Annotated in this window: 11 protein-coding genes; 8 read left to right on the top strand and 3 right to left on the bottom strand. The window is 71.3% G+C overall.

The features are described 5' to 3' along the window. Nucleotides 1-46 precede the first annotated feature (46 nt). The 4 genes from AC3RKB_RS04755 to AC3RKB_RS04740 all read left to right on the top strand — a co-directional run bounded on the left by AC3RKB_RS04755 (nucleotide 47) and on the right by AC3RKB_RS04740 (nucleotide 4,269). On the top strand, nucleotides 47-1,096 hold the full coding sequence (locus AC3RKB_RS04755) for an ABC transporter ATP-binding protein (protein ID WP_491434829.1): 1,050 nt from the start codon (nucleotides 47-49) through the stop codon (nucleotides 1,094-1,096). Nucleotides 1,097-1,180: 84 nt separating this feature from the next. Further along, on the top strand, nucleotides 1,181-2,380 hold the full coding sequence (locus tag AC3RKB_RS04750; protein ID WP_491434828.1) for an ABC transporter substrate-binding protein: 1,200 nt from the start codon (nucleotides 1,181-1,183) through the stop codon (nucleotides 2,378-2,380). 89 nt (nucleotides 2,381-2,469) lie between these two features. Then, nucleotides 2,470-3,459, top strand: a complete 990-nt coding sequence (locus tag AC3RKB_RS04745; RefSeq protein ID WP_491434827.1) for an ABC transporter permease — start codon at nucleotides 2,470-2,472, stop codon at nucleotides 3,457-3,459. Between the two features lie 9 nt (nucleotides 3,460-3,468). Then, complete coding sequence (locus tag AC3RKB_RS04740; protein ID WP_491434826.1) at nucleotides 3,469-4,269, top strand: ABC transporter permease; 801 nt, start codon at nucleotides 3,469-3,471, stop codon at nucleotides 4,267-4,269. Between the two features lie 4 nt (nucleotides 4,270-4,273). Here the strand turns inward: AC3RKB_RS04740 and AC3RKB_RS04735 are convergent, their stop codons facing one another. Both AC3RKB_RS04735 and AC3RKB_RS04730 read right to left on the bottom strand, forming a co-directional pair. Beyond that, on the bottom strand, nucleotides 4,274-6,700 hold the full coding sequence (locus AC3RKB_RS04735) for a glycoside hydrolase family 2 TIM barrel-domain containing protein (protein WP_491434825.1): 2,427 nt from the start codon (nucleotides 6,698-6,700) through the stop codon (nucleotides 4,274-4,276). A gap of 91 nt (nucleotides 6,701-6,791) precedes the next feature. After that, complete coding sequence (locus tag AC3RKB_RS04730) at nucleotides 6,792-7,433, bottom strand: TetR/AcrR family transcriptional regulator (protein ID WP_491434824.1); 642 nt, start codon at nucleotides 7,431-7,433, stop codon at nucleotides 6,792-6,794. A 119-nt stretch (nucleotides 7,434-7,552) separates the two neighbouring features. Between AC3RKB_RS04730 and ubiG the strand changes: the two genes are divergently transcribed. After that, entirely contained in the window at nucleotides 7,553-8,320 is a 768-nt protein-coding gene (ubiG, locus tag AC3RKB_RS04725) for a bifunctional 2-polyprenyl-6-hydroxyphenol methylase/3-demethylubiquinol 3-O-methyltransferase UbiG (protein ID WP_491434823.1), read from the top strand. A 42-nt stretch (nucleotides 8,321-8,362) separates the two neighbouring features. Further along, complete coding sequence (locus AC3RKB_RS04720; RefSeq protein WP_491434822.1) at nucleotides 8,363-8,965, top strand: nucleoside deaminase; 603 nt, start codon at nucleotides 8,363-8,365, stop codon at nucleotides 8,963-8,965. A gap of 46 nt (nucleotides 8,966-9,011) precedes the next feature. Here the strand turns inward: AC3RKB_RS04720 and AC3RKB_RS04715 are convergent, their stop codons facing one another. Beyond that, nucleotides 9,012-9,770, bottom strand: a complete 759-nt coding sequence (locus AC3RKB_RS04715) for a hypothetical protein (protein WP_491434821.1) — start codon at nucleotides 9,768-9,770, stop codon at nucleotides 9,012-9,014. A gap of 156 nt (nucleotides 9,771-9,926) precedes the next feature. Between AC3RKB_RS04715 and AC3RKB_RS04710 the strand changes: the two genes are divergently transcribed. Together AC3RKB_RS04710 and AC3RKB_RS04705 are read left to right on the top strand one after the other, a co-directional pair. Then, nucleotides 9,927-10,568, top strand: coding sequence for a MarR family winged helix-turn-helix transcriptional regulator (locus AC3RKB_RS04710; protein ID WP_491434820.1), 642 nt, complete (start codon nucleotides 9,927-9,929; stop codon nucleotides 10,566-10,568). 161 nt (nucleotides 10,569-10,729) lie between these two features. After that, complete coding sequence (locus AC3RKB_RS04705; RefSeq protein WP_491434819.1) at nucleotides 10,730-13,933, top strand: ExeM/NucH family extracellular endonuclease; 3,204 nt, start codon at nucleotides 10,730-10,732, stop codon at nucleotides 13,931-13,933. Nucleotides 13,934-14,003 lie beyond the last annotated feature (70 nt).

Raw genomic sequence — 14,003 nt, 5'->3', positions numbered from 1 at the left:
CATATGAATCCATATGATTTAGACCACGACATCGAAGGAGATCGTCATGACCGACCAGCAGCCGGCCATCCGGCTCACCGGGCTCACCAAGGAGTTCGGCGCCGTCACCGCCGTCGACCACGTCGATCTCGAGATCGCGGCGGGCGAGTTCTTCTCGATGCTGGGTCCCTCCGGGTCCGGCAAGACCACCGTGCTGCGGCTCATCGCCGGCTTCGAGCAGCCGACCGGCGGCACGATCGAGCTCTTCGGCGACGACGTCACCAAGCGCGCCCCCTTCGACCGCGACGTGAACACGGTCTTCCAGGACTACGCGCTGTTCCCCCACATGTCGGTGCTCGAGAACGTCGCCTACGGGCTGCGCGTGCGCGGCATCGGCCGCAAGGAGCGCCTCGAGCGCGCCCGCCGCGCCCTCGCGTCGGTGCGCCTCGAGCAGATGGCCGACCGCCGGCCCGCGCAGCTCTCCGGCGGCCAGCGGCAGCGCGTCGCGCTCGCCCGCGCGACGGTCGTGCAGCCCAAGGTGCTGCTGCTCGACGAGCCGCTCGGCGCCCTCGACCTCAAGCTCCGCGAGCAGATGCAGGTCGAGCTCAAGCAGATCCAGCGCGAGCTCGGCATCACCTTCATCTTCGTGACCCACGACCAGGAGGAGGCCCTCACCCTGAGCGACCGCGTCGCCGTCTTCAACGACGGCCGCATCGAGCAGCTCGGCACGCCCGCCGAGCTCTACGAGCGACCCGTCTCCAAGTTCGTGGCCGACTTCGTCGGCACGTCCAACCTCTTCGACGACCGCGCCTCGCAGGCGCTCCTCGGTCGCGGCGGCACGCACTCCGTGCGCCCCGAGAAGATGACCGTCGACTCGGGCCCCGCCGCGGGCGACGGGGTGCACGCGGCGCCGGGCACCGTCGTCGAGACGATCTACCTCGGCAGTGGCATCCGCATCGTCGTCGACCTCGACGCCGGACCGCGCGTCAGCGTGCTCGAGCAGAACGACCGCAACCGCATGCACGACGAGGACCGCGGCGACCGCGTGACCGTCAGCTGGCACGACGACGACGTCGTCGCGCTCGGCGGGGCGGATGTCGCGGCGCCCGCCGCATAGGGGTCTCGAGACGGCCTCCGGCCTCCTCGACCCGCACACACCTGCACCACACCCACCCACACACAGAGAAACCAGGAGAGAACCATGATGCGCATCCCGCGCACGGCGCGCCGCGGCGCGACCGTCGGCATCGCGATCGGCTCGATCGCGCTGCTCACCCTCACCGCCTGTGGCACGACCTCCGGCAGCGACACGGCCGACGGCGGCGACGAAGTCGTCACCGAGCTCGGCGAGGGCGAGGGCCAGGTCACCATCCTCGCGTGGCCCGGCTACGTCGAGGACGGCACGAACGATCCGGCCGTCGACTGGGTCACCCCCTTCGAGGAGGAGACGGGCTGCGAGGTCACCTCGAAGACCTACGGCACCTCCGACGAGGCCGTGAACCTCATGAAGACCGGCGAGTACGACGTGGTCGCCGCCTCCGGCGACGCGACGCTCCGCCTCATCGCGGGCGGCGAGGTGCAGCCGGTCAACACCGACCTCATCCCGAACTACGAGGGCATCTACGACTTCCTCAAGGAGAAGGAGTGGAACTCGGTCGACGGGCAGTCGTACGGCGTGCCGCACGGCTACGGCGCCAACCTCCTCATGTACAACACTGAGACCTTCGCCGAGGCCCCGACCTCGTGGGACGTCGTGTTCGACAAGGCGAGCGAGAACTCCGGCAAGGTGACGGCGTACGACTCGCCCATCTACATCGCCGACGCGGCGGTCTACCTGATGACCCACCAGCCCGAGCTCGGCATCGAGAACCCGTACGCGCTCGACGAGGAGCAGTTCCAGGCCGCGGTCGACCTGCTCAAGGAGCAGCGCCAGCACGTCGGCGAGTACTGGTCGGACTACCTCAAGGAGATCCAGGCGTTCGAGACCGGCGACTCGGTCGTCGGCACGACGTGGCAGGTCATCCAGAACGTGCTCGCCGGTTCGGGCGCGACGACCGAGGTCCTGCTCCCCGAGGAGGGTGCGACCGGATGGTCGGACACCTGGATGATCGCGTCCGACGCGGCGAACGTGAACTGCGCGTACGAGTGGCTGGACTACATCGCGAGCCCGGAGGCGAACGCCCAGGCGACCGAGTACTTCGGCGAAGCGCCCTCCAACCAGGAGGCCTGCGAGTTCCGCAGCGAGGGCTCGTGCGAGGCGTTCCACGCCGGTGACGAGGAGTACGCCTCGCAGATCTGGTACTGGACCACCCCGATCGCGGAGTGCGTCGACGGCCGTACCGACGTCGAGTGCGTCGACTACGCGCAGTGGACCGAGGCCTGGTCCGAGATCAAGGGCTGATCCCCCGTGCGGGTCGAGGAGTCGCACCCCCCGCTCCTCGGCCCGCACCTCCCCGCCCACCCTTCGCGCACCACCCGACAGGAAGCAGCATGACGATGAACGCGACGGCACCGGCATCCGCTCGCGGTGCGGCACCCGGGCCCGACGAGCCCGCCGCCCACGACGACGGCCCCGGCGGCACCCCCGGCCGCGCCATCCCACGACCGAAGGCCACGCCGGCCCGCCGCACCTCGGTGTTCCTCAGCACGCACCCGAGGCTGCGGCTCGCCCTGCTGCTCTCGGCCCCGCTGTTCTGGCTCGGCCTCGTCTACGTGGTCGCGCTGGCCGCGCTGCTCGTCACGGCCTTCTGGTCGGTCGACAGCTTCACCGGCCAGATCACGACCGAGTGGACGCTCGACAACATCATCACGGTGCTCACCGGCTCGCTCTACCAGACGGTGACGCTCCGCACGGTCGGCGTCGCACTGCTCGTGACGATCATCGACGTCGCGCTCGCCCTGCCGATCGCGTTCTACATGGCGAAGGTCGCCTCGCCGCGCGCCCGCCGCATCCTCGTCGTCGCGGTGCTCATGCCGCTGTGGGCGAGCTACCTCGTGAAGGCCTACGCGTGGCGCTCGGTGCTCTCGCAAGACGGCATCCTCGAGTGGATGCTCGCGCCGTTCGGCCTGCACACGCCCGGCTACGGGCTGCCCGCGACGGTCATCACGCTGTCGTACCTCTGGCTGCCGTTCGTGATCCTGCCGATCTACGCCGGGCTCGAGCGCGTGCCCGACTCGCTGCTCGAGGCGTCGGCCGACCTGGGCGGCAAGGCGTGGCCGACCATCCGCCACGTGGTGCTGCCGCTCGCGATGCCGGCGATCATCGCCGGAACGATCTTCAGCTTCTCGCTCTCGCTCGGCGACTACATCACCGTGAACATCGTCGGCGGCGCAAGCCAGATGCTCGGCAACCTCGTGTACACGAACGTCGGCGCGGCGAACAACCTGCCGCTCGCGGCGGCGATCGCGCTCATCCCGATCGCGATCATCTTCGGCTACCTCGCGCTCGTGCGTCGCACGGGTGCCCTCGACAACCTCTAGGGGCGACGGATGCGACTCTCGCGAATCTCACGGACGGCGCTGGGCGTCGTGGCCGGCATCATCCTCGTCATCGTGTACGTGCCCCTGTTCGTGGTTCTGGTCAACTCGTTCTCGACGTCGACATCCCTGTCCTGGCCGCCGCCGGGCTTCACGCTGGAGTGGTGGCAGCGGGCGTTCCAGAGCGCGGGCGCGATGGAGGCGGTCGCCACGAGCGTCGTCGTGGCGCTCATCTCGACGGCGATCGCGCTCGCGCTGGGCACGCTCATCTCGTTCGCGCTGCAGCGGTTCGACTTCTTCGGGCGTCAGACGGTGAACCTGCTCATCATCCTGCCCATCGCGCTGCCCGGCATCATCACCGGTATCGCGCTGAACAACTTCTTCCGCACGATCATGGGCGTCCCGCTCTCGATCTGGACGGTCGTGATCGCGCACGCGACGTTCTGCATCGTCACGGTGTTCAACAACGTGATCGCGCGACTGCGCCGCACGGGCACGAAGCTCGAGGAGGCCTCGGCCGACCTCGGCGCCGGCGTGTTCACGACGTTCCGGCTCGTCACGTTCCCGCAGCTGCGCTCGGCGCTGCTCGCGGGCGGCCTGCTCGCGTTCGCGCTGTCGTTCGACGAGATCATCGTGACGACCTTCACCGCGGGGTCGGGAGTGACGACGCTGCCGATCTTCATCCTGAACAACATGTTCCGGCCGAGCCAGGCGCCGATCGTCGCGGTCATCGCGGTCGTGCTCGTGATCGTCTCGATCGTGCCGATCTGGCTCGCCCAGCGGCTCTCGGGCGACGAGCAGAAGGCGCCGTAGGCCGCTACTCGCCCACCGGCACAGCCCGCACGGCGACCTCGACCGGGTCGTGCCCCTCGGCGCGCACGGTGATGCGGAGGTCGCCCGCGACCCCCGTCGGCCTGATCACCGCCTGCGCACGGCCTTCGAAGGTCGTGCAGCGCGTGCCGAGGTACGACTCCGTCGTGTCGGGCCGGGCGCTGCCGAGCCCGAGCAGCTCGCCGGGCCCGTCGACCTCCACCGCGATCTCGACGTCGCGATCGGGCCACGCGGTGCCCGCGGCATCCGTCAGCTCGATCGTCACGTAGGCGAGGTCGTCGAGCGCGGCACGGATGTCGCGGCGCTCCGCCTCGGCGCGCAGCACCACGTCGCCCGTGGCCGATCGCAGGACCTCGCGGCCCATCTCGGTGCCATCCGCCGCGTACGCGATCGCGACGAGCTCGCCCGGCTCGAACGGGACCTCGAACGCGGCGCGGTAGCGGTGCTCGCGCCCGGCCAGCGCGCGGCCGACGGGCCGTCCGTTGCAGCGCAGCTCGACCTCGTGCGCGTCGCTGTACACCTCGACCGCCATCGGCGTGCCGGGCTCGACCGCTCCCGACCACGACCACGACGCGACCGTGTCGCTCCACGACCACGGCCCGCCCGCCGCCACGAGCCCGTCGGCGCGCGGTCGCTCGACCGCGAGGTAGGGCCTGCTCCGCAGCCCGAAGACGATCTCGCGGAAGTACGACGCGGGCCTCCGGAACCCCGTGATGTCGAGGTCGCCGCACCACGCGAGCTGCCACGGGTACGGTCCCGAGGTGCCGCCGAACGAGCCGCCGGGCTCGACGTGGTCGACCCGGCCGATGCCGGCCTCGCCGAGGTAGTCCCACCCGGTCCAGGTGAAGTCGCCGATCACGTGGTCGTGCTCGAGCGCCATCGGCCAGGCGAGGTCGATGCGGGTCGAGAAGGTCTCGGTGCCGATGATGACGCGATTCGGGAAGGCCGACGCATCGGGCCCGTACCGGCCGTCGCCGTAGTTGAACCCGGCGGCATCCACCGCGGCGAAGCTCTCCTCGGTGCGCTCGGTGACGAGGTCGGAGGACACGAGCTCCGTCATGGTCGTGCCCATGTCGGCCACCGCGTCGTTGACGTCGCCCATCGGCGGCAGTTCGCGGATGACCGAGACGAGCCCGTTGATGCTGTTCGTCGTGAACCGCGTGGGGTCGAGCGCGCGCACCTTCTCGGCGAGCAGGCGCCCGATGCGCGAGCCGTGGGGGCGGCCGGTCTCGGGGATCTCGTTGCCGATCGAGTAGAACACCACCGAGGGATGATTGAAGTCCTTCGCGACCATCGACTCGAGGTCGCGCTCCCACCATTCGGGGAAGCTCGTGGAGGAGTCGAAGGGCGACTTCGACTCGGCCCACATGTCGAACGCCTCGTCCATGACGAGCATCCCGAGCCGGTCGCACGCGTCGAGCGTCTCGGGGCTCAGCGGGTTGTGGGCGCTGCGGATGGCGTTGAAGCCGGCCTGCTTGAGCAGCGCGATGCGCCGCTCCTCGGCCGCCGCGATCGCGCGGGCGCCGATCACGCCGTTGTCGTGGTGGAGGCACGCGCCGCGCAGCTTCACGGTGCGGCCGTTCACACGCAGCCCGTGCCGCGGGTCGAGCTGCAGCGAGCGGATGCCGAAGCGCGCGTCCGCGGTATCCGCGACGCCGTCGTGCTCGACCGTGACCCGCACGCGGTGGAGCTGCGGGTCGTCGAGGTCCCACCGGGCGGGGGCGTCGAGCCGGAGGCGCTCGCGGTGCGTGCCCGACTCGCCGGGGAGGAGCGTGATGGGCGCCCGGCCGCGCGCGACGACCGTGCCATCCGGGGCCTCGATCTCGACCGCGACGACGGGTGTCGCGGTGCGCAGCGAGTCGTTGGCGACCGTCGCGTCGACCTGGACGAGCGCGCCGTCGTCGTCGAGGTCGGGGGTCGTGACCCGGATGCCGTCGAGCGCGAGGTGCACGAGCGGGCCGGATGCGAGCGAGACGTTGCGGTGGATGCCGAGCCCCGAGTACCAGCGGGAGTCGCGGTGCGCGCGCGACTCGACGCGGATCGTGTTCGGCGCGTCGTCGCGGAGGAACGGGTCGAGCCGCACTGCGAACCGCGCGTAGCCCGACGGGCGCTGCGCGGCGAAGTGGTCGTTCACGAACACCATCGCGTCGCGGTACACGCCGTCGAATACGAGCACGTGCACGCGCTCGCCGGCACCGGGGTCGAGCTCGAGCGTGCGCGTGTACTCCACGGCGCCTCCGGGGAAGTAGGCGCCGTGCGATCCGGATGGCGCGTCCGGCGTGCGCTCGAGGGCGAGCATGGCGTCGTGCGGCAGCGTCACCGGCTGGTCCGGTGTCGGCGCGCCGCCGACGCCGTCGAACAGGCCGCGCTTGGGCGCGACGCGCCATCCGTCGTTCAGGGGGGTGGTCCTCATGGGTGCGCCTTCACGTCGTGCTCGCCAATATCCAATGAGCGTTGGAAATTCAGTGGGCACGACTCTACGCTGCGACCGGCCGCTCGGCAACTCAGAGGTCGACGGTCGTGATGCGTCGCAGGTGCGCGCGCAGCGTCTCGGTGACGCTCACCGCGGACGGATCGATCAGCCAGTGGATCTGGACGCCGTCCCAGAGCGCGAACGTCGAGGTCGCCGCATCCTCCGGGTCGACGCCCGGCGCGAGCAGGCCGGCCTCGTGCATGCGCCGGAAGCCGACGGTGAAGTCGCGCCGGGTGCGCGCCGTGCGCTCGCGGAAGTACTCGCCGCCCGGGTGATCTGCCGTGGTCGACTCGGCCGACAGCACGGCGTAGAGCGAGATCAGGCCCGGCCGGCGGTCGTTCCGCTCGGCGAGCTCGATGAGCCCCTGCGGGATGAGCGCCGGGTCGAGCCGGTCGACGTCGGGGAGCGACTGCGTGTCCTGCGCCTCCTTGTCCTCGAGCACCGCACGCAGCAGGCCCTCCTTCGAGCCGAAGTGGTGCAGGATCGTCGACGGGTCGATCCCGATCCGCTCGCCGATCTCCTTGAGCGAGCCCGCGCGGAACCCCGACGCCGAGAACACCTCGAGCGCCGCCGCCACGATCTCGCGCCGCCGATCGGCCGACTTGCGGTACGGGCCGCGCCGCGGTCGCTCAGCCCCGGATGCCTCTGGCACGCGACTCCTCTCCGTCGTCATGCCGACCCTAGCCCGCGCCGCCGGCCGGCCGCCCGAGCGGCTGCGGGTGACGGCCCGGGCGCGTAGGCTCGCGCGCGACGGCGAATCCGGGCGGGCGCCGTCCGGCGGAGGGGACCGTCATGGGGATCGACAACGAGGTCTACGACCGGCTCGGCGGGACGTGGTGGGACGAGGGCAACCCGCTGAACCTGCTGCACGGCAGCTGCACGCCCGGGCGGATGGCGTACTTCCGCACGGTGCTCGACCGCCTCGGCCTCCACGAGGGGCGGGCGCTCGACATCGGGTGCGGGGCCGGGTGCATCACCGAGGAACTGGCGCGAACGGGATTCGCCGCCGTCGGCATCGACCCGTCGACGGTCGCGATCGAGGCGGCGCGGTCGCATGCCGCGGCGTCGGGCCTGGCGATCGAGTACCTCGTCGGCGTCGGCGAGGAGCTCCCCGTCGCCGACGAGGCGTTCGACCTGGTCTCGTGCTGCGACGTCCTCGAGCACGTCGCCGACCTCGAGCGCGTCATCGCCGAGACGGCGCGCGTCCTCCGTCCGGGCGGGGTCTACCTGTTCGACACCATCAACCGGACGCGGCGGAGCCGCCTGCTCGCGATCAAGGCGATGCAGGAGTGGAGGTGGACGCGGATCGTGGACACCGCGATCCACGACTGGTCGATGTTCATCACGCCGGAGGAGCTCACGGCCGCGCTCGACCGCAATGGGATGGACCTCGGCGAGCTCGTCGGGCTCGCCCCTCGCGCGGGGGCGGCGACGATCATCCGTGGCCTGTCGCAGGTGCGACGTGGCCGGATCACCTACGGGGATCTGAGCCGCCGCCTCGACTTCGGCGAGGTGCGCTCGCTCGGGCTGTCGTACCTGGGCTACGCCGTCCGTCGCTGACGCGCGCACCCGGCTAGTGCGGCCGAGGGGCAGAATGAGGGCATGGATGCCGCGTTGCCGACCTCGTTCGAAGCGTCCCTGCCCGCGTGGCTGGTGCACGAACTCCCACGGCTCGCGTCGACGCCGCTGCCCGACGACGAGGCGCGGGTCGGCCTCGCGATCGAGCTCGCCGACCGCAACTGGCGCGCCGGCAACGGCGGCCCGTTCGCCGCGCTCGTGGTGGACGCGGCATCCGGCGAACTCGTGTCGGCCGGGGTGAACGTCGTGCTCTCGAGCGGGCTCAGCTCGATGCACGCCGAGGTCACCGCGCTCAGCCTCGCGCAGGCGCGGCTCGGCCGGTGGGACCTCGGTGCGGAGGGCGCCGAGCTCGAGCTCGTCGTCAACTGGGCGACGTGCGTGATGTGCTACGGCGCGACCATGTGGTCGGGCGTGCGCCGGCTGGTGCTCGCCGGGCACGGCGACGAGTGCCAGCAGCTCACGGGATTCGACGAAGGGCCCATGCCCGACGACTGGATCGGGGAGTTCGAGCGCCGCGGCATCCGCGTGCACTCGGGCGTGCGGCGCGAGGACTCGATCGAGGTGTTCCGCGCGTTCGGCGCGTCGGACGCCGTGGTCTACAACGCGCGCGGCCGGTCCGAACCGTAGTCCGGACCGGCCGCGGCGTCGATCGGTCGCGTCGGGTCGGGCCGGGTCAGCGGTCCGCGTGCTCGCGGTGACCCTGGTGCCCGCGGTGCCCGCGACGACGGCCGCGCGGGTCGTCGAGGTGGACGTGCACGTGCACCTCGCCGTCGCGGCCGACGTGGCCGCGGCTCGCGTGCCCGTGCCTGCACCCGTGCCCGTGCCCGTGGGTCTGCTCCGCATCGGGACCGGGGCCGAAGCCGGGGCCGAAGGGCGGCCGGCCGAACCGGCGGAAGCCCGGTCCGGGCCGCATGCCCCAGGGGCCGCGGCGGCCGGCGCCGCGCCAGGCGTCGGCGTCGGCCTCGTCCCATCCGAGCTCGCGGGCGATGGCCTCGAGCGAGGCCACCGTGGTGGCGTAGTCGTCGGATGACACGGCGCCGCCGATGCGCGAACGGATGGCGCTCACGCGCTCGCCCAAGGTCGCGAGCGCCTCGCGCCCCTCGTCGGTGAGCGCCCAGGCGCCCGGCTCGCCCGTCACCCAGCCACGCTCGACGAGCGGGAGGAGGCGGTTCGGGCGGGCGTCGAGCTTGCCGCGGAGGCGGTCGTCGCGCACCTCGCCGCCGATGAGGTTGAGCAGCCGCCAGTCGCGGCGGGTGACGCCGAGGTCGGCGAACGCGGTCTCGAACTCGCGGTCGATGAGGCGGTCGACGGCCTTCAGCCAGAAGCCGAGCGGCCGAGGGCCGGCAGTGTCGGCCGCGGCGTCGGTGCGGTCGCCGGTCGGCGCGGCACCGTGGTCGTGGTCGTGGTCGTGGTCGTAGTCGTGGTGGTTCATCGGAATCCTCTCGTGGGCCGGATGTCGCTGCGCCCATCGGGCGGGCATCCGGCGCGTGCGCATCGCTCGGGTGTCGAGCGATGCATGTCGCATGACATGTGCATGCAGCATGACATGCAAATGCAGTGCATGTCAAGTGACATGTACTATGGAGGCATGACCGAATCGCCGTCCGGCCGAACCGGGCGCGACCCGGTCGAGCTCATCGAGCAGTCGCTCGCCGCACTGCGGCGCGGGCGGCGGCACGGCGGTCCGCATGAGCACGGGCCGCATGAACACGGGCCGCATGAACACGGGCCGCATGAGCACGGCGATCCCGGCCGGGCGCATGCGCACTGGGGCGCTGGTTCGATGGGCGGCCCGCCCTGGGGCGGCGGTGCCGCCGGGCCCGGCGAGTCGCCTGGGCCTCCGTGGTCGCGGCGTGGCCCGCGCGGGGCCTGGGACTTCCGGGCCGGGCCGGTGGCGCGATTCCGCCTGCTCTCGGCGCTCGACCAGGCCGATCACCCGCTCTCGGTGACCGAGCTCGCCGCCGCGATCGGCGTCGACCAGCCGCGCGCGAGCCGCCTCGTCCAGGCCGCGGCCGAGGAGGGGCTCGTCGTGCGCGAGGCCGATCCCGACGACGCCCGCCGCACGCGCATCCGGCTGACCGACGAGGGTCGCAGTGCCGTCCGCAGCGTCACGTCGAACCGACGGCGAACGATCGAGTCGGCGCTCGACGGGTTCAGCGAGGACGAGCGCCGGCAGTTCGCCGCGCTCCTCGCCCGCTTCGTCGACGGCCTGCGAGCCGACCGCGCCTGAGTGGCTGCTCATGTGAGCAGCCGAAGGGGCTGGTCCTGCACATTTGCGCGCATCGCGTGAACGTCGCATGACGACCCTTCCCAGAGCCCGTGGCGCGTGCCTAGGCTGACGCCCGTCCGGGGGGTCACGGTGGCCCGTGCCGGGTTTCGTGAGGAGCCCCGATGAAACGCCTTCTACGTCGTCCCGCCGTCGCCGTCGCGACCGCCTCGCTGCTCGCGATCGGACTCGCCACCGTGCCGGCCACGGTCGCGCAGGCTGCGACGCCGACCGACCTCATCATCAGCGAGTACGTCGAGGGCGGCTCGAACAACAAGGCGCTGGAGCTGTACAACCCGACCGACGCCCCCATCGACCTCTCGACAGGCGGATACAAGGTTCGCATGTACTCGAACGGCGGCACCGCCGCCGGCGTGAACATCACGCTCACGGGCTCCGTGCCGAGCGGCGAGGTCTGGGTGATCGCCCACTCCTCGGCGAACGCGACGATCCTCGCCCAAGCCGACCAGACGAACGGCGCCGGATGGTTCAACGGCAACGATGCGGTCACCCTGACCAAGGGCGGCGACCCCGGCATGGTCGTCGACTCGGTCGGCCAGATCGGTGTCGACCCGGGTTCGCAGTGGGGGACGGGCCTCACCTCCACGGCAGACAACACGCTCCGCCGCAACGCATCGGTCTGCGTGGGCGACACCGTGACGAACGACGCGTTCGACCCCGCGGCCGAATGGACCGGCTTCGCGATGGACACCGTCGACGGTCTCGGCGCCCACACGTCCGACTGCATCGAGGCCGGGCCGCAGGAGCCCGTGATCAACGAGTTCTCGGCGTCGACCGCGGGCAACGACGTCGAGTACGTCGAGCTGCTCGTCGAGCCCGGCACCGACATCAGCGGGTACCGAGTGCTCGAGATCGAGGGCGATGCCGGGTCGACGCTCGGAGTCGTCGACGAGGTGGTCTCGTTCGAGGCCCCCGACGCCGAGGGCCGCGCGCTCGCCTGGCTGCCGCTGAACGCACTCGAGAACGGCACCATGTCCCTGCTGCTCGTCACCGGCTTCGCCGGGGCGCTGGGCGACGACCTCGACGCAGGCGACGACGGCACGCTCGACGCGGTCGCCGGCATGACGATCCTCGACTCCGTCGCCGTCAACGACGGCGGCGCGGGCGACCTCGCGTACGGCGACACCGTGCTCACCGTCGCCTACGACGGCGCTGCGTTCGCCCCGGGCGCCGCCTCCCGGATCCCGGACGGCACCGACACCGACACGACCGCGGACTGGGTGCGCAACGACTTCGACAAGGCCGGCATCCCCGGCAACACCGGCACGCTCGTCGCCGGCGAGGCCGCGAACACCCCCGGCGTGCGGAACTCGCTGACCGTCGTGGTCGTGCCGCTGCCCCCGGCCGACTGCAACGCCGGCGTCGTGACGATCGGCTCGGTGCAGGGACCGGGCGACGCGTCGCCGCTGCCCACCGGGACCCTCGTCCAGGTCGAGGGCGTCGTCACCGGCGACTTCCAGGCCGGCGGCTTCGCCGGGTACTACGTCCAGGATGCGGGCGATGGGAATGCCGCGACCTCCGACGGCATCTTCGTCTACGCCCCGACGGGCATGGACGTGGTCCAGGGCGACGTCGTGCACATCGCCGGGACCGTGAGCGAGTTCTTCGGGATGACCGAGATCACCGCCACCGCCAACTCGGTCTGCGACAGCGGTGCGGCGCTTCCGCCGGCGGTCGACGTGACGCTGCCGGCCGGACCCGAGGTGTACGAGCCGCTCGAGGGCATGCGTGTGAGCCTGCCGCAGGATCTCGCCATCCTCGAGTACTTCGAGTACGGCCGCTTCGGCACGATCACGCTCGGCACCGAGCGCCAGATGCAGCCGACCGCGCTCTACGACGCCGAAGACCCCAAGGCCGCAGAGCTTCGCGACGAGAACCTGCGCAACCGGATCACCCTCGACGACGGGCGCAGCGAGGAGAACCCCGACCCGGCGATCCACCCGAACGGCGAGGAGTTCACGCTCGAGAACACCTTCCGCGGCGGCGACCTCGTCGGAGACGCGACCGGCGTGCTCGACTACCGGTTCGACACGTGGGCCGTGCAGCCCACGCAGGGCGCCGACGTCACGGTCGCGAACCCGCGGCCGGAGGCACCCGTGGTGGACGGTTCGACCACGGTCGCGAGCTTCAACGTGCTGAACTACTTCACGACGCTCGGCAGCCGCGGCGCGAACGACGCCGTCGAGTTCGAGCGGCAGGAGGCGAAGATCGTGAGCGCCATCGCCGAGCTCGACGCCGACATCGTCGGCCTCATCGAGATCGAGAACAACGGCGACACCGCGGTGGGCACGCTCGTCGAGGCGCTCAACGAGCGGATGGGCCCGGGCACGTACGACTTCGTGTCGACCGGCCCGCTCGGCACCGACGTGATCACCACCGCGTTCATCTACAAGCCCGCCGAGGTCGAGACCGTCGGCGACTGGGAGGCGCTCGAGGAGGAGGACGACGCGCGCTGGATCGACGACTACAACCGCCCGGCACTCGCGCAGACGTTCCGCGACCTGCAGACCGAGGGCGATGTGACGGTGGTCGTGAACCACCTGAAGTCGAAGGGCTCGGCGTGCGCCGGCGAGCCGGAGGACCCGTTCCAGGGCAACTGCAACCTGGTGCGCACCGCGGCGGCCGAGGCGATGGTCGACTGGCTGGCGACCGGACCCACGGGTGCCGAGCCCGGTCGCGAGCTGATCATCGGCGACCTCAACTCGTACGACAAGGAGGACCCGATCCAGGTGCTCACGCGCGAGGGCTACACCGATCTGCTCCTGCGCGACCAGGGCGAGAACGCGTACTCGTACGTCTTCGACGGCCAGCTCGGCTACCTCGACTACGCGCTCGCCGGGCCGGGACTCGTCGACGACGCCCTCGAGGCCACCACCTGGGCGGTCAATGCCGATGAGCCGAGCCTCATCGACTACGACATGACGTTCAAGAAGCCTGCGCAGGATGCCCTGTACGACGATGACGCCTACCGTTCGAGCGACCACGACCCGGTGCTGGTCGGACTCGAGCTCGACAACGTCGCGCCCGAGCTGACCGTCACTGCGACGCCGGAGAGCATCTTCCCGCCCGACGCCAAGTGGCACACGGTCGACCTCGACATCGACGCGACCGACAACTCGGGGCGCGAGGTCACCGTCGAGATCGTCGAGGTCCGGTCCGAGGGGCACAAGGCGAACGCCCGCATCGTGTCGGACACCGAGGTCGAGGTGCTCGCTCGACAGGGCGCGGTCTACACCGTGGTCGTGGAGGCCACCGACGTGGCCGGCAACGTCACCATCACGGAGACGACCATCCGCGTGCTGCCGTAACCGGCAGCGCCCCCAGAAGACGGCGCGCCGCTCCCCGACGGGAGCGGCGCGTCGTCGTCGTGCGGGCCGC

This window comes from Agromyces capsici (genome assembly GCF_058349965.1).
This window is presented reverse-complemented; position numbering and strand designations above follow the sequence as displayed.

Excerpts from the sequence above, each read along its gene's own strand:
- AC3RKB_RS04735 (WP_491434825.1), bottom strand. The coding sequence starts at position 6,700 with ATGAGGACCACCCCCCTGAACGACGGATGGCGCGTCGCGCCCAAGCGC.
- AC3RKB_RS04750 (WP_491434828.1), top strand. The coding sequence starts at position 1,181 with ATGATGCGCATCCCGCGCACGGCGCGCCGCGGCGCGACCGTCGGCATC.
- AC3RKB_RS04745 (WP_491434827.1), top strand. The coding sequence starts at position 2,470 with ATGACGATGAACGCGACGGCACCGGCATCCGCTCGCGGTGCGGCACCC.
- AC3RKB_RS04740 (WP_491434826.1), top strand. The coding sequence starts at position 3,469 with ATGCGACTCTCGCGAATCTCACGGACGGCGCTGGGCGTCGTGGCCGGC.
- ubiG (WP_491434823.1), top strand. The coding sequence starts at position 7,553 with ATGGGGATCGACAACGAGGTCTACGACCGGCTCGGCGGGACGTGGTGG.
- AC3RKB_RS04730 (WP_491434824.1), bottom strand. The coding sequence starts at position 7,433 with ATGACGACGGAGAGGAGTCGCGTGCCAGAGGCATCCGGGGCTGAGCGA.
- AC3RKB_RS04705 (WP_491434819.1), top strand. The coding sequence starts at position 10,730 with ATGAAACGCCTTCTACGTCGTCCCGCCGTCGCCGTCGCGACCGCCTCG.
- AC3RKB_RS04720 (WP_491434822.1), top strand. The coding sequence starts at position 8,363 with ATGGATGCCGCGTTGCCGACCTCGTTCGAAGCGTCCCTGCCCGCGTGG.
- AC3RKB_RS04755 (WP_491434829.1), top strand. The coding sequence starts at position 47 with ATGACCGACCAGCAGCCGGCCATCCGGCTCACCGGGCTCACCAAGGAG.
- AC3RKB_RS04715 (WP_491434821.1), bottom strand. The coding sequence starts at position 9,770 with ATGAACCACCACGACTACGACCACGACCACGACCACGACCACGGTGCC.
- AC3RKB_RS04710 (WP_491434820.1), top strand. The coding sequence starts at position 9,927 with ATGACCGAATCGCCGTCCGGCCGAACCGGGCGCGACCCGGTCGAGCTC.